Annotated in this window: 23 protein-coding genes; 3 read left to right on the top strand and 20 right to left on the bottom strand. The window is 52.1% G+C overall.

Annotated features, from left to right (window positions below):
- From mutM to metH, 7 genes are all read right to left on the bottom strand, one after another.
- Positions 1 to 816 carry a DNA-formamidopyrimidine glycosylase gene (gene mutM / locus EV294_RS06805; RefSeq protein WP_132305019.1) on the bottom strand — a complete coding sequence of 272 codons (816 nt, stop codon included), beginning with the start codon at positions 814 to 816 and terminating at the stop codon, positions 1 to 3.
- A gap of 39 nt (positions 817 to 855) precedes the next feature.
- Complete coding sequence (locus EV294_RS06800; protein ID WP_132305017.1) at positions 856 to 1,668, bottom strand: TIGR01457 family HAD-type hydrolase; 813 nt, start codon at positions 1,666 to 1,668, stop codon at positions 856 to 858.
- A complete protein-coding gene (locus EV294_RS06795; RefSeq protein ID WP_132305015.1) occupies positions 1,665 to 2,972 on the bottom strand; it encodes a ribonuclease H-like domain-containing protein in 1,308 nt (435 codons plus the stop codon). Before EV294_RS06795 ends, EV294_RS06800 begins: the two co-directional genes overlap by 4 nt.
- 39 nt (positions 2,973 to 3,011) lie before the next feature.
- Complete coding sequence (locus tag EV294_RS06790; protein ID WP_132305013.1) at positions 3,012 to 5,261, bottom strand: DEAD/DEAH box helicase; 2,250 nt, start codon at positions 5,259 to 5,261, stop codon at positions 3,012 to 3,014.
- 192 nt (positions 5,262 to 5,453) lie between these two features.
- Complete coding sequence (locus EV294_RS06785) at positions 5,454 to 6,425, bottom strand: metal-dependent hydrolase (protein WP_132305011.1); 972 nt, start codon at positions 6,423 to 6,425, stop codon at positions 5,454 to 5,456.
- A gap of 100 nt (positions 6,426 to 6,525) precedes the next feature.
- Positions 6,526 to 7,455 carry a ribonuclease Z gene (rnz, locus tag EV294_RS06780; protein WP_132305009.1) on the bottom strand — a complete coding sequence of 310 codons (930 nt, stop codon included), beginning with the start codon at positions 7,453 to 7,455 and terminating at the stop codon, positions 6,526 to 6,528.
- 105 nt (positions 7,456 to 7,560) lie between these two features.
- Positions 7,561 to 11,007, bottom strand: a complete 3,447-nt coding sequence (gene metH, locus EV294_RS06775; RefSeq protein ID WP_132305007.1) for a methionine synthase — start codon at positions 11,005 to 11,007, stop codon at positions 7,561 to 7,563.
- Between the two features lie 146 nt (positions 11,008 to 11,153).
- Between metH and EV294_RS06770 the strand changes: the two genes are divergently transcribed.
- Positions 11,154 to 11,693 carry a 1,2-dihydroxy-3-keto-5-methylthiopentene dioxygenase gene (locus EV294_RS06770; RefSeq protein WP_132305005.1) on the top strand — a complete coding sequence of 180 codons (540 nt, stop codon included), beginning with the start codon at positions 11,154 to 11,156 and terminating at the stop codon, positions 11,691 to 11,693.
- 62 nt (positions 11,694 to 11,755) lie between these two features.
- Here EV294_RS06770 and EV294_RS06765 read toward each other — a convergent pair whose 3' ends face one another.
- From EV294_RS06765 to EV294_RS30250, 4 genes are all read right to left on the bottom strand, one after another.
- The gene (locus tag EV294_RS06765; protein ID WP_132305003.1) at positions 11,756 to 12,544 is read right to left on the bottom strand and encodes an HAD family hydrolase; all 789 of its coding nucleotides are present in this window, start codon (positions 12,542 to 12,544) and stop codon (positions 11,756 to 11,758) included.
- A gap of 27 nt (positions 12,545 to 12,571) precedes the next feature.
- Positions 12,572 to 13,081 carry a hypothetical protein gene (locus tag EV294_RS06760; RefSeq protein ID WP_132305001.1) on the bottom strand — a complete coding sequence of 170 codons (510 nt, stop codon included), beginning with the start codon at positions 13,079 to 13,081 and terminating at the stop codon, positions 12,572 to 12,574.
- 78 nt (positions 13,082 to 13,159) lie between these two features.
- Positions 13,160 to 13,348 (bottom strand): DUF896 domain-containing protein, encoded by a 189-nt coding sequence (locus EV294_RS06755; RefSeq protein WP_015844221.1) that lies wholly within the window; start codon positions 13,346 to 13,348, stop codon positions 13,160 to 13,162.
- Between the two features lie 149 nt (positions 13,349 to 13,497).
- Complete coding sequence (locus EV294_RS30250; protein ID WP_165930593.1) at positions 13,498 to 13,713, bottom strand: LysM peptidoglycan-binding domain-containing protein; 216 nt, start codon at positions 13,711 to 13,713, stop codon at positions 13,498 to 13,500.
- 316 nt (positions 13,714 to 14,029) lie between these two features.
- Between EV294_RS30250 and lexA the strand changes: the two genes are divergently transcribed.
- Complete coding sequence (lexA, locus tag EV294_RS06745) at positions 14,030 to 14,650, top strand: transcriptional repressor LexA (RefSeq protein ID WP_127491293.1); 621 nt, start codon at positions 14,030 to 14,032, stop codon at positions 14,648 to 14,650.
- A 116-nt stretch (positions 14,651 to 14,766) separates the two neighbouring features.
- Positions 14,767 to 14,976 (top strand): PspC domain-containing protein, encoded by a 210-nt coding sequence (locus tag EV294_RS06740; RefSeq protein ID WP_208403123.1) that lies wholly within the window; start codon positions 14,767 to 14,769, stop codon positions 14,974 to 14,976.
- A 123-nt stretch (positions 14,977 to 15,099) separates the two neighbouring features.
- On the opposite strand, the gene glnA is transcribed toward EV294_RS06740, so the two are convergent.
- The 9 genes from glnA to EV294_RS06695 form a co-directional block, all read right to left on the bottom strand.
- On the bottom strand, positions 15,100 to 16,428 hold the full coding sequence (gene glnA / locus EV294_RS06735; RefSeq protein WP_132304996.1) for a type I glutamate--ammonia ligase: 1,329 nt from the start codon (positions 16,426 to 16,428) through the stop codon (positions 15,100 to 15,102).
- A gap of 86 nt (positions 16,429 to 16,514) precedes the next feature.
- Complete coding sequence (locus tag EV294_RS06730) at positions 16,515 to 16,925, bottom strand: MerR family transcriptional regulator (RefSeq protein ID WP_015844216.1); 411 nt, start codon at positions 16,923 to 16,925, stop codon at positions 16,515 to 16,517.
- Between the two features lie 77 nt (positions 16,926 to 17,002).
- Positions 17,003 to 18,298, bottom strand: a complete 1,296-nt coding sequence (locus EV294_RS06725; RefSeq protein WP_132304994.1) for a methionine gamma-lyase family protein — start codon at positions 18,296 to 18,298, stop codon at positions 17,003 to 17,005.
- Positions 18,299 to 18,339: 41 nt separating this feature from the next.
- Positions 18,340 to 19,629 (bottom strand): GTPase HflX, encoded by a 1,290-nt coding sequence (gene hflX / locus EV294_RS06720; RefSeq protein ID WP_132304992.1) that lies wholly within the window; start codon positions 19,627 to 19,629, stop codon positions 18,340 to 18,342.
- A 22-nt stretch (positions 19,630 to 19,651) separates the two neighbouring features.
- On the bottom strand, positions 19,652 to 20,632 hold the full coding sequence (locus tag EV294_RS06715; RefSeq protein ID WP_132304990.1) for an AAA family ATPase: 981 nt from the start codon (positions 20,630 to 20,632) through the stop codon (positions 19,652 to 19,654).
- 121 nt (positions 20,633 to 20,753) lie between these two features.
- Positions 20,754 to 21,413, bottom strand: coding sequence for a SanA/YdcF family protein (locus EV294_RS06710; protein ID WP_132304988.1), 660 nt, complete (start codon positions 21,411 to 21,413; stop codon positions 20,754 to 20,756).
- A complete protein-coding gene (locus tag EV294_RS06705) occupies positions 21,410 to 21,961 on the bottom strand; it encodes a ribonuclease FAU-1 family protein (RefSeq protein WP_015844211.1) in 552 nt (183 codons plus the stop codon). Before EV294_RS06705 ends, EV294_RS06710 begins: the two co-directional genes overlap by 4 nt.
- 218 nt (positions 21,962 to 22,179) lie before the next feature.
- Complete coding sequence (locus EV294_RS06700; protein ID WP_132304986.1) at positions 22,180 to 22,794, bottom strand: peptidylprolyl isomerase; 615 nt, start codon at positions 22,792 to 22,794, stop codon at positions 22,180 to 22,182.
- A 17-nt stretch (positions 22,795 to 22,811) separates the two neighbouring features.
- The gene (locus EV294_RS06695; protein ID WP_132304984.1) at positions 22,812 to 25,394 is read right to left on the bottom strand and encodes a penicillin-binding protein 1A; all 2,583 of its coding nucleotides are present in this window, start codon (positions 25,392 to 25,394) and stop codon (positions 22,812 to 22,814) included.
- Positions 25,395 to 25,456: the final 62 nt, after the last annotated feature.

Genomic DNA, 25,456 nt, shown 5'->3' with positions numbered 1-25,456 from the left:
CTACTGTTCCTTCTGGCAGACCGGGCACGCGAAAGCTTTGCGCGACGAAATCTCGAACTGCTCGATCGCCGTGCCGCATGCAAAGCATGGTTCGCCGCCGCGGTCATAGACCTGACAGTGATCGTTGAAACCACCGGTAACGGTATCGCCTGCCGTTAAAGGCTGCTCCATGTAGCCACCCTTTGAAATCGCTTCCTTTAACACACTATGCATCGATTCATAGACTCGTTCCCATGTATCGTCTGTCAAGGAAGGAATTTTTGCGTCGGGACGGATTTTTGCCGCGAAAGCAATCTCGTCCGCATAGCAGTTGCCGATGCCGGACAATACATGCTGGTCCACAAGGGCGGTTTTGAGCGCGCCTCTCTTCTTAGCGAAGCGTGCTTTAAAACGTTCAAGCGTCAATCTTTTATCGAACGGATCCGGTCCCAGCTCGGAGAGCTTCGCATCCGCTTCCTTCACGGACATAAAATGCAAATAGCCCAGCCGCAGGCCGATAAAATACAAATTGCCTTTCGCAAAGCGAATCATTACCTGTACCGTCCGGTCAGGACGCTCTTCATCGCTGCCGAAAAACAACGTGCCTCCAAGCATCAGATGAAGCACGAGACGCTTGCCGTTGTCGAGGTGGAATAACAGATGTTTGCCTCTGCGTTCCACAAACCATACGGTCCGGCCAACCAATTCGGCTTGAAATTGCTCGGCATTAATGTTGATCGATTTGTCGCGGGTAACTTCCGTGCCCGTAATCGGGGAGCCGATAATCAGCTCCGACAATCGTAATCGGTAATGCTCCATTTCCGGTAGTTCCGGCATTCCAGTTCGCTTCCTTCCTGTCCGCTCTATTGCTTTCTCTTATATCCCGATTGAGGAGGAAATATACGAGATCAGCTTATGTAAATCGTCACAAACCACATCAGGCCTGCAGCCTGCGCGCTCTGCATAGTAGTCCAGGTTATCCTTTGTCGTCAATCCGGTTAACACAAGGATGGTTCCGCAGCCCGAGGCATGCCCGGCCGCAATATCCGTTGCCATATTGTCGCCGATTACCCAGGTCCCGGCAGCAGGCAGACCAATCTGGCGAAGCGAATAATCCATCAAAATTTTCGACGGTTTACCGATCAAGATAGGCTCCTTGCCGCCGGCTGCAGTCAGCATAGCGCCAATCGAACCGGCGCCGGGGTATAAGCCGCCTTCACCGGGCAGCAGCAAATCCGGATTGGTTAACACGAATTCGGCTCCCTGATGAATCGAACGGACGGCTCTTGTCAGCTGGTCGTAAGAAAGCTGCCGGTCCAGTCCCTGAAGGACAAAATCCGGCTGCTCTTCCGCTATTCTTAAACCCGCTGCTTCTACGGCTTCGATCAGCCCGCTCTCGCCAATGACGAGTACGGAGGCGCCGGGCTTACGATTTGCTATGTACTGCGCCGCAGCCTGTGCGGAGGTGCATACCTCGCGGGGCTCGGCCTCAATTCCCATCTTCAGAAGCCGCTCGGCAACCGCTTCCGGGGAAACGGTCGAATTATTAGTCACGAAGCGGTACGGCAGCTTCCATTCCCGGAGCCGGCGGATAAGAATATCCGCTCCGTCAATTCGATGGGTGCCATGATATAAGGTGCCGTCCAGATCAAGGAGCAGGCCCTTCATAGGCGCTGGTTGTTCATTCATTCTGCAAGCTTCCTTCCCGTCTTGCGCAGAAGCCGCTCCCTCCGCTTGCGAAGGCCATCGATTTCGGCGCGGCGCTTCGCGTCTCTCCTGCCGAGAGGATCGCTAAGCGCCAATTCCAATGCTTCTGTCACATATGATAAAGCTGATTCATATTCCTTCAGCTTATGTTCGTAATACATGGCAAGCTCAACGCTTGCATTCATGCCAGCCGATCCGTTCTGAACCGACTGCTTCACAGCCTTCTGCCACAATAACACAGCTCGCTGCCAATTTCCAGCTTTCTTGTCTCTTGCGGCCAGCATGTTCAGCGTGGAGGCGGCAGTACGTTCAGCTCCAAGCGCAGCCTCGAACATTTGCTCCGCCCTAGCGCCATGCCCCATTTTCTCCAACCATAAGCCCGTTCGAATGAGCTCCTCCGCCTCCTCGGGCATCGGAAGCCGGCAGCCGCCTTCAATAGACACGTTAAGGAGATGGCCAAACCGTATCGATAGGCAAACAAGCGACAGCATATCGATCTCGTTATGCTGGTATACCCCTCTTAACGGCTCCGGATTGCCGTCGGCCAGAAACTGAAAGTACAGCTGCGGCGCCAGAGAGCCCGGAACGTCGTCGATCCGCTCTATTCCGAGCCGTTCCTCTTCGACATGGCTGAGTCGCAGCGACGCCAGCGTGTTTTTCCATATGCTGCGGGAGGGATGCAGAAAATCAAGATGAAGCGGCTCCCACAGCTTCCGGTTATACCCGTTCAAAATGAACCGAGTCTGCATAACCGGCCAGTCAAAGGTTTTGCCGTTGTAACTGACGAGATAACGAAAGCTGCCAAGTTTATTGTTCAGATAGTACAGCATCGCGCGCTCTTCGGCGGGATGGCGGATAACCGCCTGCTCCACGATCAGCTCCGTGCCCGCCCAATAGGCCAGACCCACCATAAACGGTACATTGCCGGTTCCGACGCCTAGTCCCGTAGTCTCCAGATCGAGATAGAGCAGCTGCTCGGCTTCAATCGGCGCCTCATGAAATGCCTTCAACCCGGTCGACGCCTCGGGCAGCTCTCCAAGGCAATGAATGCCATGCTGGTGATCTGCAGGGTAAACAAGCCTTCGGATAAGAAAGCTGCCCGCTTCATTATGGAGCAGCTTGACGCCCATGGACGACCATTCTTCCGACAAGGTCTCGAGATGATCGACAGCTGCGGCAGGCTGCGGCGGCTCTGTCGCTTGAACGGCTGCGGCCGTATCATTGGAAGGAGGCGCCGAGCCGCCGCTTCCGCGAAGCCGGTTCATTTTATCACGCAGACTGCTCAAAGTTCGCCCTCCCTCCTTTCCTTGAATCAGCATGCAGATTTATAACAGCGATAAGAGCTGTACGCTTTTCTGCTTCCCGTTGATCCCTTCGATTTCGTTTCCGATACATGATGGACATCCATCCTTGCATGAGCATTTTTTGATGAGATTGGCGGCAGCCTGCTTGACATCGTCAAACCGTTTGTACACGTCGTCGGCAAGTCCGATTCCGCCAGGGTAATGATCATAAATAAAGATCGTCGGCAGACCCGTATGAGCAGCCTTGATCTGAGAAGTAACATGTACGTCGCTCCGGTCGCACATCACCATCACAGGCACGATGTGCTGAATGACGTTGGCGATGCCTAACAGCAGCTGTTCCAGAACCTTGGTCCCCAGCTCCGGATCGGTATCCTTCAGCTCAAGCCAGGTTGCGCGGGTATGGAGCTCCTGCTCGGGCAGATGGATGGGCCCGGATCCGATGTTTTCGAACGTGGTAAGCTTGATTTTTTTGAAAATCGTCGGGATCATCGTAACCGCCACATCCCCTTGATGAACGGCGCCGCTGCCGGAGATTCTGGACTTGTCGATCTCCAGAACCTTCAGATTCACCGCGAGATTCGCGTCCGTATAGTACTCGACGTCCACCTCGCGCACGTAGGCCTTCTTATGGTCCCAGTCCAGCTTCTCGACCTGATACTGCACGCCTTCATGCAAATATATCGCTTCGTCATGAAGGAGGGTCATCGCGCTGAACCGGTCCATCTCGCCGATGATTCGGACGTCGGCCACATTCGACTGGTCCACGATGACGACATTTTCCTGCGAGGCGGAACGCAGGCTGATCTCGCTTGCAGGGAAAGCCTGGTTCGCCCAATAGAACGTATCTCCGTTACGATGCAGCACTCGTTCCTCCTGGAGGTACTCCAGAATCTCGCTGATCTCAAGCGGCCCGAATTCCTCCGTATTCTTAAACGGCAGCTCATAGGCCGCGCAGCGGACATGATCGACGAGGATAATCAGATTCTCGGGATTGATTCTCGCGGACTCCGGGTTGCGGTCGAAGAAGTATTCCGGATTCTGGACGATATATTGATCGATAGGCGTAGAGCTGGCTACCATCAGAATTAGCGCTTCGCCGTGCCTTCTGCCGGCCCGCCCCGCCTGCTGCCAGGTGCTCGCAACGCTGCCGGGATATCCCGTCATCACGCAGACCTGGAGCTGGCCGATATCCACGCCAAGCTCCAAGGCATTGGTGCTTACGACGCCAAGAATTTCGCCTTCCCTGAGACCCTTCTCGATTTCTCTCCGCTGCTTCGGCAGGTATCCTCCCCGGTACCCCCGGATAGACTTCGTGCCGATTTCATTCTTGACCAGCTCTTGAATGTGACTGAGAATGATCTCCACCCTCACGCGGCTGCGGGCAAATACGATGGTCTGAATCTTGTTCTTCAGAAATTCCCTCGCCAGATGATTCACTTCTACGGTCGCGCTTTTCCGGATGTTCAGCGGCACATTAACGATCGGAGGATTGTAGAAGACAAAGTGCTTCCGGCCCCTCGGTGCGCCGTTATCGTCAATCAGCCGCATCGGGCTGCCGGTCAGCTGCTCCGCCAGCTCCTTCGGGTTCGCAATGGTTGCGGATGTGCAAATAAAGGTCGGATTGCTTCCGTAAAACTTGCAGATGCGCTTCAGCCTGCGGATGACATTGGCCACATGGCTTCCAAATACGCCCCGGTATGTATGCAGCTCGTCAATGACGATATATTTCAAATTCTCGAACAGGCTTACCCATTTCGTATGATGAGGCAGGATGGCGGAATGAAGCATGTCGGGATTCGTTATAACGATATGGCCGGCTTTGCGGACGATCTGGCGGATCGTCGGCGAAGTGTCTCCGTCGTAAGTGTAGCTCTTGATGTCGATGCCCATCTCGTTAATGATCTCGTTAAGCTCGCTCTTCTGGTCCTGCGCCAGCGCTTTGGTCGGGAACAAGTACAACGCGCGGCTTGTATCATCCTTGGCTATCGCCTGCAGCACGGGCAGGTTGTAGCATAACGTCTTGCCGGATGCCGTTGGCGTTACCGCAACGATGTTTTCTCCTTTGGACGCAAGCCGGAACGCCGTTCCCTGATGGGTGTACAGCTCGGAAATTCCGCGCTTCTGCAGCGCCTCCCGGATTCGCGGATCCACGCTGTCGTCGAACGGCGTTGTTTTGGCCTCCTGCGGCTCCATCTCATGCCAATTCACTATATTTTCATTCGAGCGTAGCTCCTCGATTAATTCAGGCAAAGTTTTCTTCTTGAACATAGACGTCCGTCACCCCTTGATACCAACAGTTTAGCGAATATTTGTTCGATTGGCTAGAGGGTTCAAGGAAGACATATTTTGGCGATCGCAAGGCATAGCGGCTTGGGCGAACGCGTTTTATTTCGGAACATTCTAATCCATGTCTATTGTGAGAATTAAAAAAACCGCCCCCGGAAAGGGGCGGGCAGCCGTTTATACATGAGGAGATTCCCAGGAGCGCTTGCTCCAGCCGACATGATGGCCAAGCACCTTCATGTCCCGGTCCAGTTGGACGTCAACGCCAAAAGCCATTTGATTGTCCCGCCAGAACCGTACGTCTTTCCAGGAGACCTCGTAGCCGTCCTGTTTTTCCTCCACCTGCAGATGCACCTGCTCGGCAAATCCAAGGAACGCTTTTACCCCGTCGGCCTCCAATGCGGCTTTTACAGCCGGCGCATGTTCGCCTGGTTCATATTTGAGCACGGTTGACTCCAGACGGATCCCGACGCCGGTTACGGTGCCTGTGCGATAGCAATCCCCGCAATCGGCCGTAAACTGCCAGCTCCTGCCCGACATGCCGGGAACAAGCGTTATGGCCGCAACCCCGCCGAGCTGGAGCTTCAGTCTTCTTTTGATCCGCCAGCGCAGCCGCAGGCGTATGGCGATATAGAGCACGGTTGCGGCGTATATAGAGGCAAACATCGGCCCCGGCGGGAAAACGCCCAGTATCCAGCAGAGCAATCCGATTGCATGGGCTCCGAACAGATAAGGATCAAACAGGCAAAGGGCATCCAAATGCCACCATTTCCTGGAGAACGGCCGGAGGCATTGAACGCCATACGTATTGAACAGATCCAGAACAATATGAAAGCATACCGCGGCAAGCGTCCATAACATAACCAGAAGAACATGATCCGGGACGCCGAACAGCCATGCGAAAGCCCCGCCGATTCCGGCGGACCATAGAAGCGGAGCCGGCACGGAATGCGTAATCCCCCGGTGGTTCCGAATGTAGGCAGCCTGGCCCTTTAACCTTGCAAAGACATCGAAATCCGGCGCGTGGCTGCCAAGCACCGTTCCGGCCAGAACCGCATACCCGATCTCCGGATGCACGGTAATAACCGAATCCAGCATGGCAAGACCGCCAAGCGTTGCGCCAAACAGCAAATGACTTCCCGTATCCACCTGACCTCATCTCCTTAGCCGCAGATTTAAGGCCAGCATAATACGGTACCGTTAAGGGATTATTTTCGAAGCATGTTGATTTTGTAAGGAGGCTTGATAACTACCCTCTGGGTCTCGGAATTTCCGTATGATACAGGTCATGGGCGGCATAGGATTCCGGGAAAATCGTTCTTGCTTCCTCTTCAAGGCCCGCGAGATCCTCATCGACAAACCTGGTGCTGAAATGTGTCATGATCAGCCTCTTGGCGTTGGCGTCCCGCGCGGTTGTTGCCGCTTCGATAGTCGTAGAATGACCGTACAGATGGGCTTTCTCTTCCTGTCCCGCCGCGAAGGTTGCTTCATGCACGAGCAAATCCGCGTTTTGAGCCAGTCGTAAGGCGTTGTCGCAGGGCTTGGTATCGCCCGCAATCGTAATAATTCGGCCGCATTGCGGTTTTCCCGCAACGTCTGCCGCTCGGACGACCGTACCGTCAGGCAGCGTAACGTCTTCCCCTTTTTTAATCCGCCCAAACAACGGACCTGACGGGACGCCTAACTGCTGAAGCCTCTCGACATTCAGCTTGCCAGGGCTTTCGCATTCCGTAATGCGGTAGCCAAAGCAAGGAACGCGATGCTCAAGCGGCAGAGCTTCAACCGTGTAACGTTCGGTTTTATAGACGATTCCTTCGGATACTTCATGGTAAGTAATTTCGTAATCAAGGCGGGAACTGCTTAACGTAAGCGCTGTCTCAATCATCTCGCGGATACCCGGAGGACCAAACAGCTGAAGAGGAGTGTTGCCGCCAACGTAGGACCGGGTGCTGAGAAGCCCCGGAATCCCGTATGTATGATCGCCATGCAGATGGGTAACAAACAACGCTTCAAGCTTGTTCAGCTTCAGCGGCGTTCGCATTAATTGATGCTGGGTTCCTTCACCCGCGTCAAACATCCAAAGCGAGCAGTCCGGATCCGGCAGCTTAAGTGCGATGGATGTTACATTCCGATGCTTCATCGGGCGGCCTGCGCCTGTTCCCAGAAACCATAATTCCATTGTGCTGCCACCTCCAGATCACCATATGAATAAATAGGATGAAAGCCCCCGCTTGCTCCGGCTGGTTGGTCGACCAGCCGGAGCTTACGGAGGCTTAGCTTGCATTTATCGTTCTACTTTTTCAACATTGAAATATTGCGCTTCCGGATGGGCGAATACCATCGCGGATACGGATGCTTCCGGCTCCATCATGAAGCCCTCCGTCAATTCCACGCCGATATCCTCCGGCTTCATCAGCTCGAAGAGCGGTCCCTGGTCTTCCAGGTTTGGACACGCCGGATAACCGAAGGATACGCGAATACCTTGATATCGCGCGCCGAAGCGCTGCTTCATCGTCATTGTAGCCGGATCCGGGTACCCCCAAATATCGCGCATCATATGATGGACGCGTTCCGCCATCGCCTCGGCTACCTCTAGGGCCACCGATTGCAAGGCGTGCGAGCGGAGATAATCGCCTTTTTCCTTCCACTCGTTTGCCAGCTCCCGTACGCCTTGACCGGCTGTAACGACAAGGAATCCGACATAATCCATAATGCCGCTATCCACCGGCTTCAAATAATCCGCCAAGCAAAGGAATGGTTCTACCTGCTGGCGCGGGAACGTAAACCGCTTGATCTCCTTCGTATGATCCTGAGGGTCATAGATGATGATATCATTGCCTGACGATTGCGCCGGGAAGAAACGGTACATGCCGTGTGCCTTAATAATACCGTTTGTTGTGCCCTCCTGCAAAATCCCGTCAACGGTTTCTTTCAGTTGCACGGCCTTCTCGTTGCCTTCCTGAAGAAGGTTATCCACGTTGCCCTTCAGGCCCAGGTGATGGCCAAGCAGCATCTGCATGTTCACATACGGAATGATATGCGGAATCGGAACATCGCGCAGAATATGTCTGTCCGTATCCGGCGGGATATAGACCGGCGCATCCACTGAGATTTTCGAGCGCTCAACCCGGGTAAGCTGCGGCTGAGGTTTTTTCTCCTCTTCCGCGTCGCCGCCGGATTCTTTGTAAATCCGCAATTCCTCTTCCATTTTGCCGCGATGCTCTTTATCCATCAGCTTGTTGGCGAGATCCAGACCGTCCATCGCATCCTTTGCGTACAACGTCAAGCCGTCATATTCGGGGCCGATTCTTGTCTTCGTGAATTTTCGCGTAAGAGCTGCGCCGCCAACCATGATTGGAGCGGAAATACCCGCGTTACGCATATCCTGAGCGGTTACGACCATCTGTTGAGCGGATTTGACAAGCAGACCGGATAGGCCGATAATGTCGGCATTTTCCTTGCGCTGCGCTTCAATCAGCTGTTCAGGCGGTACTTTGATGCCGAGGTTAATGATTTTGTAACCGTTATTCGACAAAATAATTTCGACAAGGTTTTTACCGATGTCATGCACATCGCCTTTAACCGTTGCCAGAATGATTTTGCCCTTCACGGAAGTTTCATTTTTTTCCATGAACTGTTCCAGATGGGCCACCGATGCCTTCATTACCTCGGCGCTCTGCAGAACCTCCGCCACGATCAGCTCGTTATTGTTGAACAGACGTCCTACTTCTTCCATCCCGCGCATCAACGGTCCGTTGATAACTTCCAGCGCCGTATATTTCTTGAGCGCCTCGTCGAGGTCAGGTATAAGTCCTTCCTTCGTACCTTCCACGATGTATGAGGCAAGACGCTCCTCGAGGGAAAGATTCGATACCTTCTCCTTCTTCACGACCTTCTTCTCGCGGAATGCCGCAACGAAAGCAGCAAGCGTATCGTCATTAGTATTATAGATCAGATCTTCCGCCAGCTTGCGCTCTTCCTCCGGAATGGAAGCATACCGCTCCAGCTTTTCCGTATTTACGATCGCATAGTCAAGTCCGGCCTTTGTACAGTGGTACAGGTAGACCGAGTTCAGCACCTCGCGGCCCGCATCAGGCAGACCAAACGAGATGTTGCTCAGACCCAGAATCGTCTTGGCTTTCGGGAACTTCTCTTTAATCATCCGGATGCCTTCGATCGTCTCAACGGCGGATCCGATATACTGCGGGTCGCCGGATCCTACCGGGAACATGTTCGGGTCGAAAATGATATCTTCCGGATTCATGCCGTATTTATTGACCAGTAGATTATAAGAACGCTCGGCCACTTCCATCTTCGCTTCGCGGGAAACAGCCTGTCCGCGCTCATCGATCAGGATCATGACAACCGCGGCACCGTATTGATGAATCAGCGGCAGGATCTTCTCGAACTTCGATTCGCCGTCCTCCAGGTTAATCGAGTTGATGATGGCCTTGCCTTGCGAATATTTCAGCCCCAGCTCGATGATATGATCGTACGTCGAGTCGAGCATTAAAGGCACTTTGATTTTCTTCACGACCTGAGGCAGGAATTGATGTACCGCATACGCCTCGTCGATATCCGTATCCTGCAGGTTGATATCGATAATATGGGCGCCTCCCTTAACCTGGGAACGGGCGATTTCCGAAGCCTCGTCGAACTTGCCTTCTTTGATCAGGCGTTTGAATTTCCGGGAACCGGAAATGTTCGTCCGCTCGCCGATCATAATCGGGCGGTTGTCGTCCTCGATAAATACCGTATCGATACCGGACACGGCAGCCGGATGAGTACCGTACTGCGTACGCGGCGCATAATTCGCCATCGTCTCGTACAAGGCTTTAATATGAGCCGGGGTTGTGCCGCAGCAGCCGCCCGCAATGTTAAGCCAGCCCTGCTCGGCAAATGCCGACATTTTTCGCGCAAGAGATTCAGGAGACTCATGGTAATGTCCGTTCTCGTCCGGCAGGCCCGCGTTTGGATAACAGCTGACAGCCGCATCGGCAATTTCGCTCAGCGAACGGATATGGTCGCGCATGAATTCGGGTCCGGTTGCGCAGTTCAGTCCGATCGAAATCGGTTTCAGATGTTCCAAGGAAATATAGAAGGATTCAATGGATTGACCGGCGAGCGTAGTGCCCATCGGCTCAATGGTACCCGAAATCATAATCGGAAGCTCGCGGTTAGTAGCCTCAAACGCCTTGCGGATCCCGATGCTTCCCGCTTTTACGTTTAAGGTATCCTGCGACGTTTCCAAAAGAATCGCGTCTACGTTGCCTTCGATTAAAGCAACGGTTTGTTCGTAATAGCTGTCTACAAGCTCGTCAAACGTAACGCCGCCGGTTACGGAGAGCGTTTTTGTAGTTGGCCCCAATGCGCCGGCTACATACCGGGGGCGGTCAGGTGTCGAGAATTTATCCGCCGCGTCCCTTGCCAGCTTGGCAGCAGCAAGGTTAATTTCCCGGGCTTTTTCCGGAATGTCATATTCCGCCAATACGACGCTTGTCGCGCCAAACGTGTTGGTTTCCAAAATATCGGCTCCGGCTTCCAGATACTTCTCATGGATCGTCGAAATAACGTCCGGACGCGTTAATACGAGCATTTCGTTACAGCCGTCAAGCTCTTCTCCGCCAAAATCCTCAGCAGTCAGATCAGCCTGCTGAATCATCGTTCCCATCGCTCCGTCCAGGATGAGTATCCGTTGCTGCATCAATTCTTGTATGGTCGGTTTCAACAAATTTCGTACACCCTTCCTCCGAAAATCATTAACAAATAGTGTAACAGAATAGCCGCACTCTGAAAAGGCAGTCCATCGACATTTGACTACATTTGCTATATAATTGGACTTATCAGTTAATTTCTATAGGGAAAGAGGGATTGAGAATGGCTGAAATCCGCATTCGCAATACTAATGAACGTATTTCTGGAGAACAGAACGTTCGTGAATTTTTAGACAAGCAAGAAGTTCTTTATGAACATTGGGATGCAACGAAATTGCCTGCGCACCTTCAAGAGAAATTCGTTCTCTCCGATGAAGAGAAGGCAGAAGTTCTGTCCACTTTCAATGCTGAAATTACGGACCTTGCCGCTCGCCGCGGTTACAAAACTTGGGACATCATTACATTATCCGATGCTACTCCAAACCTTGATGAACTGCTGAAGAAATTCGAATCCGTTCATACACATACAGAAGATGAAGTTCGCGCGATTACGGCCGGCAAAGGCATCTTCGTTATTAAAGGCACCGAAGAAGTTGGTTACTTCGACGTTGAACTCGAAGCCGGCGACGTGATCTCCGTTCCGGAGAGAATCCCTCACTTCTTCACATTGATGGATAACCGCCAAATCGTAGCCGTACGTCTGTTCATTGAGACAGAAGGCTGGATTGCTCATCCGTTCGAAGACCCTGCTTTCGTTAAATAAGACGTTTTCAAAAAAAAGCCCCTCTTTCCATCTTCCGATGGCGAGGGGCTTTGTCTTGTCCATTATTGCTCAAGAAGCAGCAGCAGCTCTTCCAAATGAGCAATCTCGTGCGCAGGAATGATTTCGTCATTGCGTACCGCGCCATGACGGTTCACCCATACTGAAGTCATGCCAATCGTATTGGCGCCAAGAATATCGGTAGTCAGCTTGTCGCCAACCATAATGCCATGATCCGGCTCGATTCCGAGACGCTCCAGGGCATGACGGAAGATCGACGCGGCAGGCTTGCCTTCCCCGAACTCACCGGAAATAATGATATGGTCAAAGTATGGAATCAGCTCCGGAACGCCGGCAAGCTTCTCGCGCTGCAGATCCGGCGAGCCGTTTGTGAGCAAAAGCAGCTTGTATTTTCCTTTCAGGGCATCAAGCACGCGGAACGTTTCATCGTAGACCAGCGGACGCTTGCGGCGTTCCGCAGGGAACTGGTCCGCAAGCTTTGCGCCCAGCTCTGCGTTGTCAACGCCTAACGCGCGCAGGCCGCGTGTCCAAGCTTCCTTGCGGTAGCCCGGCGCAAGCTGCTCCAGCTTGCGGAATTCCTCCTGCTCGCCTTCGCGGAAGTTCGCCCAGAGTCCTTCAAACGGGTTAATCCCGATCATCTTCGTGAACGGGAACGTCTCATAGGACTCGTAAAGAGCGCGCGCTTCTTTGCGTACGGCTTCCTCAAGCTGCTGCGGATCAACGCCGGAAGCTTCCGCACCGGCTTGGCATGTTGCTTCAAATGCTTCTTTTACGCTGCGATCATCCCACAACAGCGTATCGTCAAGATCAAATAGTACCGCTTGCTTCCCCATAATTCGCATAACTCTCCTACTCTTTTTCTATTTTTGTTCGAAAGGCAAATGGTGTGTTTTGGCGAAATCCTGCAGTTTGCTGCCGATCTCATCCGTCGGATAACGGTTGAGCAGCCGCGAGAATACCCAGTTCGCGCCTTTTTGCTGCATGATTACGACAGCACCGTTTTGCACGCTGATCCCTTTAATGTTGGATACATGCAGCTGCTTGTCCCCCGTCATTTTGCGGGTTTGAATATAGTCCTTGCCGATTGTAACGTAAGGACGCCGCAAGAAGAAAATCAGCGCAAGGAAAATGTAGCAGCCTATCGTTACCCAGAACATGGTTGTAGGCTTAAAGGATGGATCCGTCGTAATGAATACCGTATACATGCTGATCAACAAAATAAGCACAATCGGAAATATGTAGTTGCGGCCGGTATACCGGTCTACCTTGGGTGCTGCCGAAGTGCCGATTTGCGATGCGCCATGCTTTTTACGCGCTTTGTTAATTTGGTTCGTATTTTTGCGCACTTTGCGCTCCCACGTGCGTGACAAAGCAATTCCTCCTATTGTATATTGCAGGCGCCGTTCATGGAACGGCGCCAACGCTAGCTATATGGATATATGTCCTAATTAATGCGCGACATCGTTAGGATCGCCGTCTACAATTTCGATGGAATCCAACTGCTGGCGGAAATTCCTTTTGAAATTCTCCAAATATTTCTGACGCAACACGGCACGTTCCGCAATTTCTTCTTCCGTCAAACCTACCGTTTTATTTTTACGGGATAATTCGTTAATACGCGCGATGACTTCTTCCACTGCCTTCACCTCATTTGCTTATTACTCATCCTTCTTACCTATTTTGACTTTTATCCCGAGTAATTGTCAAGGCAATGATAGAAGAATGAGAAAAGGACAGATAATTTCGAACATCCTGTGTCCGAATTACCTGTCCTTTTCTATATCGCCTATCGAGGAATAATTAATACCTGTCCTGGCCGAAGCTCTACCGAGCTTAATTGGTTGCGTTCCTTAATCTTGTATATGTATTGTCTAATGTCTTTGGACCCCTCGTAAAAACGATCTGCAATCCCCCACAACGTGTCTCCCGCCGTTACGATAACGGTCTGCTCATTCGCTGCAGCCTCTTGAATGTGATCGGATGATGCATTCGTACGCATCATGAGGAAGCTCGTAAAAAGAAGGACGAACACTGCAGCGCACACAATAATCTTAAATGCATGACGTTGAACGTGATGCGCCCGTAACTTGAACGATTTAGCGGTTTCTTCCTTATGGATACTTTTATAAAAAGACGGATTCATAATCATGATTATCGCTCCCCGAACGTTTGTTCTGTTTTCTTATGCCCTTAGAATAACACGAACAAATGTTTGCAGTCAATAAAAAATGCGAACTTTTGTTTTTGAGAACTTATGTTTGTACGAACTCCGGTTCTATGCTATAATTTTCTACAAATATTATATTGGAGTGATTCACGTGTCTAAGATTTCGAACCGCCAACAGTCGATTCTTGAATTTATTAAGAATGAGGTTCGGGACAAAGGATACCCGCCTTCAGTTCGCGAAATCGGCGAAGCGGTTGGCCTGGCGTCAAGCTCCACCGTTCACGGCCATCTGGATCGGCTAGAGAAGAAAGGCCTGATCAGACGAGATCCAACGAAACCTCGGGCGATCGAAATTTTGGATCAAGACGGTGTTGACGGCATTATCCTCCCCGCTGTGGCTCAGGTGCCGATTGTCGGCAAGGTAACGGCAGGCGTGCCGATTACGGCCACTGAGAATATTGAAGAATACTTCCCATTGTCCGCACACTTCGTAGGCGACGATGAAGTATTCATCCTGAATGTCATTGGCGACAGCATGATTGAAGCCGGTATACATAACGGCGACTATGTTATCGTCCGCCAGCAGCAGACCGCCAATAACGGCGATATCGTAGTAGCCATGACGGAAGACGACGAAGCGACAGTGAAGACCTTCTACAAAGAGAAGGATCATATCCGCCTCCAGCCGGAGAACTCCACCATGGAGCCGATTCGCCTGAACAACGTCACCATTCTCGGCAAAGTGGTTGGTTTGTTCCGCGACTTCCACTGACCTATTGATATAGAAGAGGCTGTTCCCGCTAATCCGAATTCACATTCGGTTAGGGAGAACAGCCTCTTTTTATTTTCCTGATTATGGTATGATCAAATGACTTATTCTGCTTGGTAATGAGGGGGTTAAGCGTGAAGAAGAAATTAACCAGATCTTTGCTCAACAAATCCATAGCCGGTGTTTGCGGAGGAATTGCCGAATACTGCAACCTCTCCCCTTTATATGTAAGACTGTTGTTCCTCCTCTTTATCCCCTGCAATCTTATCGTCTACATCATTCTTGCTAATGTGATCCCCGCCAGTTCCCCGACTTTATACAGGAGATAGGTTGAAAATAAGGGGGGGTAATGTGGGCATATAGTGGGCACTCCCCTTTGTCCACGAATTAAATTAAAAATGCCCTCAAAAGAAAAATCCCCGGACGCTTAGAGCGCCCAAGGGATTTCCTTCCTAGTACAGCGTCAGATACTGATCGCGTTCCCATTGATGAACTTGTGTTTTGTACATGTCCCATTCGATTTCTTTCAGTTCGTAGAAATGGGCAAGAGCATGTTCGCCAAGCGCATCGCAGATAACGTCGCTGCGCAGCATTTCGTCGAGCGCTTCCTTCAGATCGGAAGGAAGGCTTGGCACGCCGGATTCCAGGCGCTCTTCTTCCGTCATGATGTAGATGTTGCGGTCTACGGGAGCCGGAAGCGCCGTTTTGTTCTTGATGCCGTCAAGGCCGGCTTTCAGCATGACGGCAAGAGCCAGATAAGGGTTGGCCGCCGGATCCGGGTTGCGAACCTCGATACGGGTGCTAAGACCGCGGGACGCCGGGATACGGATCATTGGCGAGCGGTTGCTTGCCGACCAAGCTACGTAGCAAGGCGCTTCATAACCGGGAACCATCCGTTTGTACGAGTTGATCGTAGGGTTCGTAATAGCCGCCATTGCGCGAGCGTGCTCCAGGATGCCCGCCATGTAGTAACGTGCCGTTTGGCTAAGGCCCAGACGATCCTTCTCGTCATAGAATACGTTTGTGCTGCCTTGGAAGAGCGACTGGTGGCAGTGCATACCGGAACCGTTTACGCCAAACAGCGGTTTTGGCATGAAGGTGGCATGAAGGCCGTGTTGTCTTGCAATCGTCTTAACCACAAGCTTAAACGTTTGAATTTGGTCAGCTGCCTTAATCGCATCCGCATATTTGAAGTCGATTTCGTGCTGGCCGGGAGCCACCTCATGGTGGGAAGCTTCAATCTCGAAGCCCATTTCTTCCAGCGTAAGCACGATTTCGCGGCGGCAGTTCTCGCCCATGTCCATAGGAGCAAGGTCGAAGTATCCGCCTTGATCATTCAGCTCGGTTGTAGGCTCGCCGCGCTCATCCGTCTTGAACAGGAAGAATTCCGGTTCAGGACCAACGTTCATTGCCGTAAAGCCCATTTCTTCCGCTTCCTGCAGCGCGCGCTTCAGAATGCCGCGCGGGTCGCCTGCAAACGGAGTTCCGTCAGGCATGTAAATATCGCAGATCAGACGGGCGACTCGGTCTTGCGCAACCCATGGGAATACGACCCAAGTATCCAGATCAGGGTATAAGTACATGTCAGATTCTTCGATACGAACGTAACCTTCGATGGAAGATCCGTCGAACATCATTTTATTGTCCAACGCTTTATCAAGCTGACTTACCGGAATTTCTACGTTTTTGATCGTACCAAGCAAATCGGTAAATTGAAGGCGGATAAATCGTACGTTCTGTTCCTCCGCAATGCGTTTAATATCCTCTTTTGTGTAGCTCACAGCATTCATCTCCTTCAAAAGAATTGTAAAGCAATTCTTGCTTCGTAAGCATACGCTTTACCTTGTTCGTTTAACAATAGGACATGCTACCGCTTGTTCAAGAAACGGGACAGCTGCCCTTGAATAAGCGAAGCCTGGCCAGGGCGTTTCTCCAGCAATTGCTGCTTGAGAAGGCGGTGCAGCTGCGCGTCGGAAAGCTCCTTGCGCTTCACTTCGGACTGCTCGCTTACGATTGTCGCATCGTCCGATTCTTTTGAAACCGGATTCATGACTTGCTTAATGCCGGCGATGTTAACGCCTTTTTCGATCAATGCCTTAATCTCCAATAACCGCTCTACATCATTAAAAGAGAACAGTCGCTGGTTGCCCGCCGTTCTGGCGGGAACAATCAATTCATGCTGCTCATAATAACGAATTTGACGCGCCGTTAGATCCGTCAGCTTCATTACGATACCGATCGGAAATAAGGCCATGTTTCTACGAATATCGTCACCCATGTCGCATCAACCTTCCAGTCGCTCATTTATACACCTATCATAACGCCCTACCAAAAACGTGTCAAGTTGTGTTAGGTTTAATTACGTTTAATTATGATAAGGCCGTCGCTTATGAGTCGACGTAACGCTGTAAGAACACCAAACTTCGCATGGGCAAACGTCAAGCCGCCTTGCATATAAGCGATATAAGGCTCGCGGATTGGCGCATCCGCAGACAATTCGAGACTACCGCCCTGAATAAACGTACCTGCCGCCATAATGACGGGATGCTCGTATCCCGGCATGTCCCACGGCTCCGGCACAACGTGCGAATCCACCGCCGCAGCCTTCTGAATGCCTTGCACAAAAGCGATCAGCTGCTCCGCACCGCCAAAACGGACGGCCTGTATGAGATCCGTACGCGGCTCGGACCAATGAGGTTTCGTCTCGAAGCCAAGCTGCTCAAACATCGCCGAAGCAAATACGCTGCCTTTAACCGCTTGTCCAACCAGATGCGGCGCCAGGAACAAGCCCTGATAAATACCTCGCAGCGTGTCCAGCATTGCGCCCACTTCGCCACCGATGCCGGGCGCAGTAAGACGAAAAGCGGCTTGCTCCACCGCAGCGGCAGTACCCGCGATATATCCCCCTGTGGAAGCAAGTCCGCCTCCCGGGTTTTTGATAAGCGAACCTGCCATGAGATCAACCCCAACCTGGGTTGGTTCAAGAAGCTCGGTAAATTCCCCGTAGCAATTATCCACGAACACGAGCACATCCGGCTTGATCTGCTTCACCCGCTGAACCATATCTCCGATCTCGGCAACGGTAAATGACGCTCTCCAGCTGTAGCCTCTAGAACGTTGTATGCCGATTACCTTGGTCCGCTCGTTGATGCTGGCTTCAATATTAGCCCAATCCAGACTTCCGTCCTCGTTCAGGGCCACTTCGTTATAACGAACGCCCCAATCCTGCAAGGAGCCTGTCCCGTCTGCCGGCTTGCCGATCACCTTGTGCAGCGTATCATACGGCTTGCCTGTCATGTAAAGCAGTTCATCCCCTGGCCGGAGCACGCCAAATAACGCGCACCCGATGGTGTGCGTGCCGGATACGAAATGCGGGCGCACAAGCGCCGCCTCTGCCCCAAATACATCCGCGTAGACCAGATCAAGCACTTCGCGGCCCCGGTCATTGTAGCCATACCCCGTTGAGCCGGTAAAATGAAAATCGCTGACCTGATGCCGCTGAAAAGCGCGAATCACCTTCCACTGATTTTTTTCCGCGATGCGGTCAATGGAGCGAAGCTGGCCGGCAGCCAGCTCCTCCGCTTCATCCGCTAATTTCTCAAGTTCATCCCATACGGACGGATTGTCTTCTTGTTGATTGTTGTAACTCATTTTAAGCCTGTCTCTCCCTTAGTTAACGTAACCCAATTCTATTATTCAATATAGGGCTGAAGCTTGTGACCGTTTTGCTCGTAAGCCTGACGGCTTACCTGCACGGTGAGCCGCAAGGCTTCGCCATCCTCGCTCACTTCATTGCCCACGACTTCCCCGCTCCGGTACGCAAGCGCAATCAAGTCGCCGCGGTCGGCCGGCAGGACGAAAGTAACCGTGTCGCCGGTCAGTTTATCCTGAATTTTATTCCGAACCAGCTCAAGATCATCTTTTTGATAAGCGCTGATAACAAGCGTATCCGTGCCCGGCGTCGGCAATTCCACATGATTCTCTTCACACAGGTCCTTTTTATTGAAGATCGTCAAGCTGGCAGTTCCCGCAGCTCCTAGATCGCCAAGGATTTGTTCCACGACTCTCATCTGCTCCTCGCGCATCGGCGAGCTGCCGTCCACGACATGCAGTACCAGATCAGCCTCCAGTACTTCCTCCAGCGTCGCGCGGAATGCCGCCACAAGGTCATGGGGAAGGTTCTGAATAAATCCAACCGTATCCGTCAGAACGACTTCGCGGCCGTTTGGCAGCTCCAGCGTGCGGGAAGTCGGATCAAGCGTGGCGAACAGCTGATTCTCCACATAGACGTCAGCGCTCGTCAATTCCCGGAGCAGCGTGGATTTCCCGGCATTCGTATAGCCTACAAGCGCAACCTGAATCACGCCGGATTTCTTCCTTCTCTCCCGGTGCAGCTTCCGGTGGCGGACCACTTCCTCCAGCTGTTCCTTCAAGTCGGAAATCCTGCCTCTAATATGCCGCCTGTCTGTCTCAAGCTTGGATTCGCCGGGACCTCTCGTTCCGATCCCGCCTCCAAGCCGCGACAGATTCTTGCCGTGGCCAGACAAACGCGGAAGCAAGTAGCTGAGCTGCGCCAGCTCTACCTGAATGATCCCTTCGCGCGTCTTCGCCCGTTGGGCGAAAATATCCAAAATAAGCTGCGTCCGGTCCACAATCTTCAGATCCAGCGTTTCTTCCAGATTCCGAACCTGCGCACCCGACAGCTCTTGGTCAAAGATTGCCGTTGTTGCTCCCAATTCGTCGGCGATCGCTCTTAGCTCTTCGACCTTACCCTTGCCGATGAACCACTTGGTATCGGGAGCTTCTTTATTTTGCACCATCGTAGTCAGCACTTCGGTTCCCGCCGTCTCGGCAAGCGCCACCAGCTCCTCGAGCGAATGCTCGGGATCGCTGATTCCCCGTTTAATATCGGGGGTAACCAGACTGACCAAGACAGCGCGTTCCTGCATGGCAGTCGTCGTATTGAATGTTTTTTCTCGCATGATTGCTCCTTCTAGAGTGGAGTTATTTCGTTTCCCATTTGAAGTCCTCCGGCTTGATCGCCATCAGCTCCTGCTTTGGGGGAATGCTGTTGGAATATTGATTCAGCAGCCTGACAGCCTGATATCGGATTGATTTCTCGATAATATTCCGCACGTATCTGGCGTTGCTAAACGAGAATATGTCGCTCATCTTCTCCTGAATCAAATGCTGCCTTAACTTAAATATGGACTGCGGCATCAAATTATAATCCCTTTCCTTCGCCATCAGCTCGGAAATTTGGATCAATTGGTCAATCGAATAGTCAGGAAAATCGATTTGGATCGGAAACCGCGAAGGCAAACCGGGATTCGTCAGCAGAAAATGATCGATCTCCGCCGGATATCCCGCCAGGATTAACACAAACTGATTGCGGTGATCCTCCATTGCTTTTACCAGCGTATCGATGGCTTCTTTGCCGAAATCCTTCTCCCCGCCCCGCGCAAGGCTGTACGCTTCGTCCACGAAGAGAACGCCGCCAATCGCTTTCCGTACCATATCCCGCGTTTTCTGGGCCGTATGCCCGATATATTCGCCAACCAGGTCAGCCCGCTCCACTTCGATCAGATGCCCCTTCGATAGGACTCCCATCTTCTGAAACAGCTTCGCCACGATTCTGGCTATGGTAGTCTTGCCTGTTCCGGGATTCCCCTTAAAGATCATATGGTAGACATGGGATCCGCCTGACAAGCCGGCTTCCGCACGCATGCGGGTTATATATAAAAGCGCGTAGACTTCATATACAAGAGCTTTCACATTGTCCATGCCAACCATCGGCTCAAGCTCTTTCTGAATATCGGCAAAATGGTCTCCCGGCGGGAGCGGCTTGACGGCTGGCAGCGGTTCATTATCGACTACAGGCGCAGATGCCGTCATCTGGACCGGTTCCTGGCTTCTTAACACCACATTAATTTGACGGGACGGCCTTGCTCCGTTATTCGATCCCGACATGACATGTCCGCTCATCTATTGCATCACCTATCCTTCGCACCGTCACTAGCGTTTGGCATGCCGGTAAGATAAGCCCGGCATATCCCGCTTCTAACAAGTGTATTCTATCGGAATCGGTCATATTAACAGATTTTATTTAAGGATAGTCGGGAGAACGGTAACCAAAATGCAGCAGGACCGCATCCACCTTCCACTTGGCATACGCCAGCACTTCGCGCGACTGGTTCTTGAACGGGCTCAGCACTCCGGAATGAAAGGCTGCGGCCTGAACATTCTCGTAATCGAGATAACGGGCCATTTCCATCGCTCTTGGCGCATGATAATCGTGAGTCACGATCAATAGCTTATTCAAGCCATGCTCCGCGGCAATAACTTTACTGTTCAGCAGATTCTCGTATGTACTTCGCGCCGCATTATCAAGCAGCATCTTATCTTCCGGAATTCCCTTGGCAAGCAGATAGACCCGCATCCCTTGCGCTTCGGTCAGCTTTGATCCGTTGCGGTCAAGGCCTCCGCTCAAAATAAGCATTTTCACCTTGCCGTCCTTGTACAGCTTGTCCGCAAAATCGAGACGCTCTTTCAAAGCCGGACTCGGTTTGTCCGACCACAGGGAAGCGCCCAGCACGATAGCGGCATCCGCTTGTTCGACCGGCTTGGATTCGTCGTAGCTGTTAATCAGCCATATCAGGTACCCGCAGCACAATACCCCGAGCAGACATAATCCGACAAAGAGACGAAACAGGAGCAGCCCGCGCCGTTTGCGTGACTTGCTCCCCGTCTGAACGATACTTTTCATGATTCTCTTAGCTCTCTCTCCGTCAAGCTTTTACGATGCTTCAAGCTGAGCGTGAAATACCGGAACCGGCCGTTCCGGATACTGGAAAGCAATCTTCCTGCTGTCTTTCTTGCAAGCGCCGCTTCTTTCCCCGTTACCTCTCCGTCACGGAGAGCTTCCTCCAGCTCATCCTCATCGAGAAGAAATACTTCCCCGCTTGGCAGCACGACAACATCCAGATAAAGGTCGTCAAACCATGGCACATGCTGATCCGTCAGCCCTTGCGTTTTGCAAATATCAATGTACCATTGCACCACTCGGCCTTTATCGTCAAACATCGTTGTCACGACAAAATGCTCGCCCCGAGGAAAATGCTGCATCCATAAATAACCGCGGTCCGCCAGACATAAACGCCGCCCGTTATATTCCTTCCATAGCGGCTCACGCAACTCATGAATCCGGTAAAACGTGACAAGACCTTTGAATTCATCATTGTCGAGCGCCAGACAATTATAGCTTTTGCGTATAATGCGACGCCAGTTTGCCCGGTCCGAAAATTTTCGTTTCATACGGAACGTACCTTTCCGCTTGAGATAAGCCTGTAATACTTGGCTTTCGATGATGATGGATAGCGTTGTAAAAAGCTTACCATAACTTAACGCTCATCTCCACTACGCATGAAAAATAAACCAAGCTTTTCACAGGATTTAGGTGCCAGCCGGGCCAAAAACAAAAAACGGGACAAAGCGGACAAACCGCTTTATCCCGTTTAACACCGGTTTATTCTTTACGTTTCCACTATCGTAACCGTATTAATAATGACCTTATCCTGTGGTACATGTTTGTCGTTTACCGGTGTTTTGGCAATCTCCAGCACCGTATCCATACCGCTGTCAACCTTGCCGAAGATGGAATAAGTCGGCGTCTGGTTCAAGTTCAGGGAGTCGGGACCGGTACAGATAAAAAACTGGCTGCCTCCCGAGTTCGGTTTCCCGCCATTCATCATGGCGACTATTCCAGGCTCGAATTTCAGGCTGGTATCAAACTCATCCGGTATCGAATAACCCGGATTTCCTGTTCCATCGCCCTTCGGATCCCCACCTTGAATCATAAACGATTCGATAATGCTGTTAAACGTAAGGCCGTCGTAATAACCGTTACGCGCGAGAAACACAAAATTGTTGACCGTTACCGGCGATTCCTCCGCATAGAGCTTTACGGCGAAATCGCCTTTGCTGGTCGAAAATTTGGCGGTGTACTGTTTATTCAAACTGATCGACATTTCCGGCATCTTATCCCATTTCAGTCCGGGCGAGCCGCCGGATGAGCCGCAGCTGGTTAATAATACGGCTACTGCTGCGATTATGATGATGCTCCAAGTAAATTTCCCCAGCTTGCCCATATTCCAAGTCCAGCTCCTTACGCTTTGCCGCCTGCACTTCCGGCTTCGTTTTTGTCAGTGGTTCCCTTCCCCGTTACCGTTCCGTTCCCGGATCCGGGATCGGCCGATTCGATCGGCCCCCCGGCACCTTGGTCAGGGTTCACAGTTCCGTTGCCATTCCCGCCGCCGTTTCCGTTCCCGTTATTGCCTGGACCTGGCGAGACGGTGCCGCCATCGCCGGGCGTCTCCGACTCCACCGGCTGATTCGGATCCGTGGATGGCGGAGGCGATACTTCCCCTCCGTTGTTTCCATCGCCCGGAAGTTCGCCGTCGGACGGCTGATCCGGCTCCATAGGCTGCTCCGGAATATCCACTTCGGTCTCCGGCACATCGATCGTAATCGTGTCGGAAGGTTTGCTTTCCTTATCTTCTTCCGCGTTATAAGCCACAACATAGTATTGATACTTCATGCCCGGGAATACGGTCATATCGTCTACCGTATTGTTAGCTACGTCCACGAATACGGAGTACTCCGATTGTTCCGAGTCCTTGCGGTATACGCGGTAAGTAACTCCTTCGCTGTTCGCCGGCGCGGTCCAGGACAGCTGCACCTTCGCCTGGTCTTCCAGGAATACCGCGTTGAAGTTTGTAACCGGCGCTTGTTCTTTCACTTCCTGCTTGATGCCCTCAGGCTGTTTGAACGAGGACTTCGGCACATTTTTCATGGCTTGCTTCATAACCTTGCCGAACATCGCCGCGGCTTGCGAGCTGCTCTTCTTGATGACGTGCTGCTTGTCTGTAATATCGTAACCCATCCAGACGGCAGCGGTCCATTCCGGTGTGTAACCGACGAACCAGGCGTCGCGGTTGGCGCTGGAGTTGAAGTTAGGAATACCGTGCTGCGACGTGCCCGTCTTGCCCGCAACCGGACGGTCGATCCGGGCACCCGTACCCGTACCGCCTTTCTCCAGAACGGTCTGCATCATTTGCGTCATATACCAGGCTGTCTCCGGCTTCATCAGCTGCTTCGCCGCTGGCGCATGGTACGTGTATACTTTTTTGTTCGCTGCGGTCTCGATCTTCGTGATCGTATGCGGATCAACCGATTTGCCGCCGTTAGCGAATACGCTGTAGGCCTCCGCCATTTGCATCGGCGTTACCCCTTGCGTCAGACCGCCGAGCGCAATCGCAAGGTTGCGGTCCTCCGGAGCAAGCTCCATGCCCAGCTTCTTGGCAAAGGCAATACCGTTGCCGATCCCAACCTGGTTAAGCGTCCATACGGCAGCCAGGTTGCGGGATTCCTTGATTGCTTCCTGCATGGTTACCGGACTTGCTCCATGAGGATCCCTTGGACAATAGTTGCCGAAGCATTTTTGCGAATCCTGATTTAGGATCGTCCAAGGATAATAATCCCCGGTTTCCAGCGCGGGGCCGTAAGAAACGATCGGCTTAAAGGCGGAACCAGGCTGGCGCTTCACTTCTACGCGGTTCAAGCCCTTGCGGACGTAATCCCGTCCCCCGGCCATCGCCTGAATCGTGCCGTCCCGGTGATCCATGATAATCATGGCGCCTTGCGCCTTCTGATCGTCCGGACTCTTCTCGAAGTTGCTGTCATCCGCGAATTCCTTCTCGACGGCTTGCTGGGCCGTCGGGTTGAGAGACGTATAAATGCGGTAGCCGCCGATACGAAGCTCATCCTCGGTCATTCCCGGCATCACTTTAACCGCTTCTTCGATGACGTAATCGACATAAGCTTTGTAAGGATCGCTTTTCTTTTGATCGAGGTTAGCCGGCGGCTCGTAAACAACCGCTTTCGCTTCCTCCATTTCCTGCTGCGTAATCAATTTTTGATCGTACATCAGCTTTAAAATGACAGCCCGCCGCGTCATCGAGGATTCGGGGTCATTAATCGGATTGTAACGGTTTGGCGCTTTAGGCATTCCCGCAAGCGTGGCAATCTGCCATAACTTCAAATCCTTCAGATCCGTATCGAAATAATAATCCGCCGCGCCCTTAATACCGTAGATCCCTTTGCCGAACGGAATCCGGTTCAGGTACATTGTCAAAATCTCCTGCTTGGAATATTTATTCTCAAGCGCTACCGCAATGGAAGCCTCCGTCGCTTTGCGGAAGAAGGTTTTGTCCGCGGTCAAAAATATATTTTTGGCGAGCTGCTGGGTAATGGTACTCGCGCCCTCCACTTTGCTTCTCGCGATAACGTCCTTCACGACGGCGCGTCCGATGGAGAAGAAGTCAATCCCGGAATGCTCGTAGAACCTTTGGTCCTCCGTTGCAACGAAAGCGTCCAGCAGCAGCTTCGGCATCTCGTCATATTCGGCAATTTCCCTGTTCGCGCTTGCGTCGTACAGCTTGGTCACTTCGTTGCCGTTTGCATCATATATAATAGACGCTTCGCCGAGCTCAAGCTTATCCGCATTTTCCGTCAAGATCCGTTCGCCGTTCAAGGTAATAAACAAATAACCGATGATTCCGCAGACGATGGCAAACACGATGGTGAAGAAAAGAGCGAAAAACCATTTACGGGGCGTCATTTTCTTCTTTTTCTTGACGGACCCGCGCTTCGCCTCCTTCACTTTGCTTCGTCTTGGTTGTTCAGCCATAAGGTTCCCTCCAGTTGTTCCAAAATCTGTTTCTTTACCCTTCAATATACCCCGGAATGAAA

This window comes from Paenibacillus sp. BK033, from assembly GCF_004345425.1.
Taxonomy (GTDB): domain Bacteria; phylum Bacillota; class Bacilli; order Paenibacillales; family Paenibacillaceae; genus Pristimantibacillus.
This window is presented reverse-complemented; position numbering and strand designations above follow the sequence as displayed.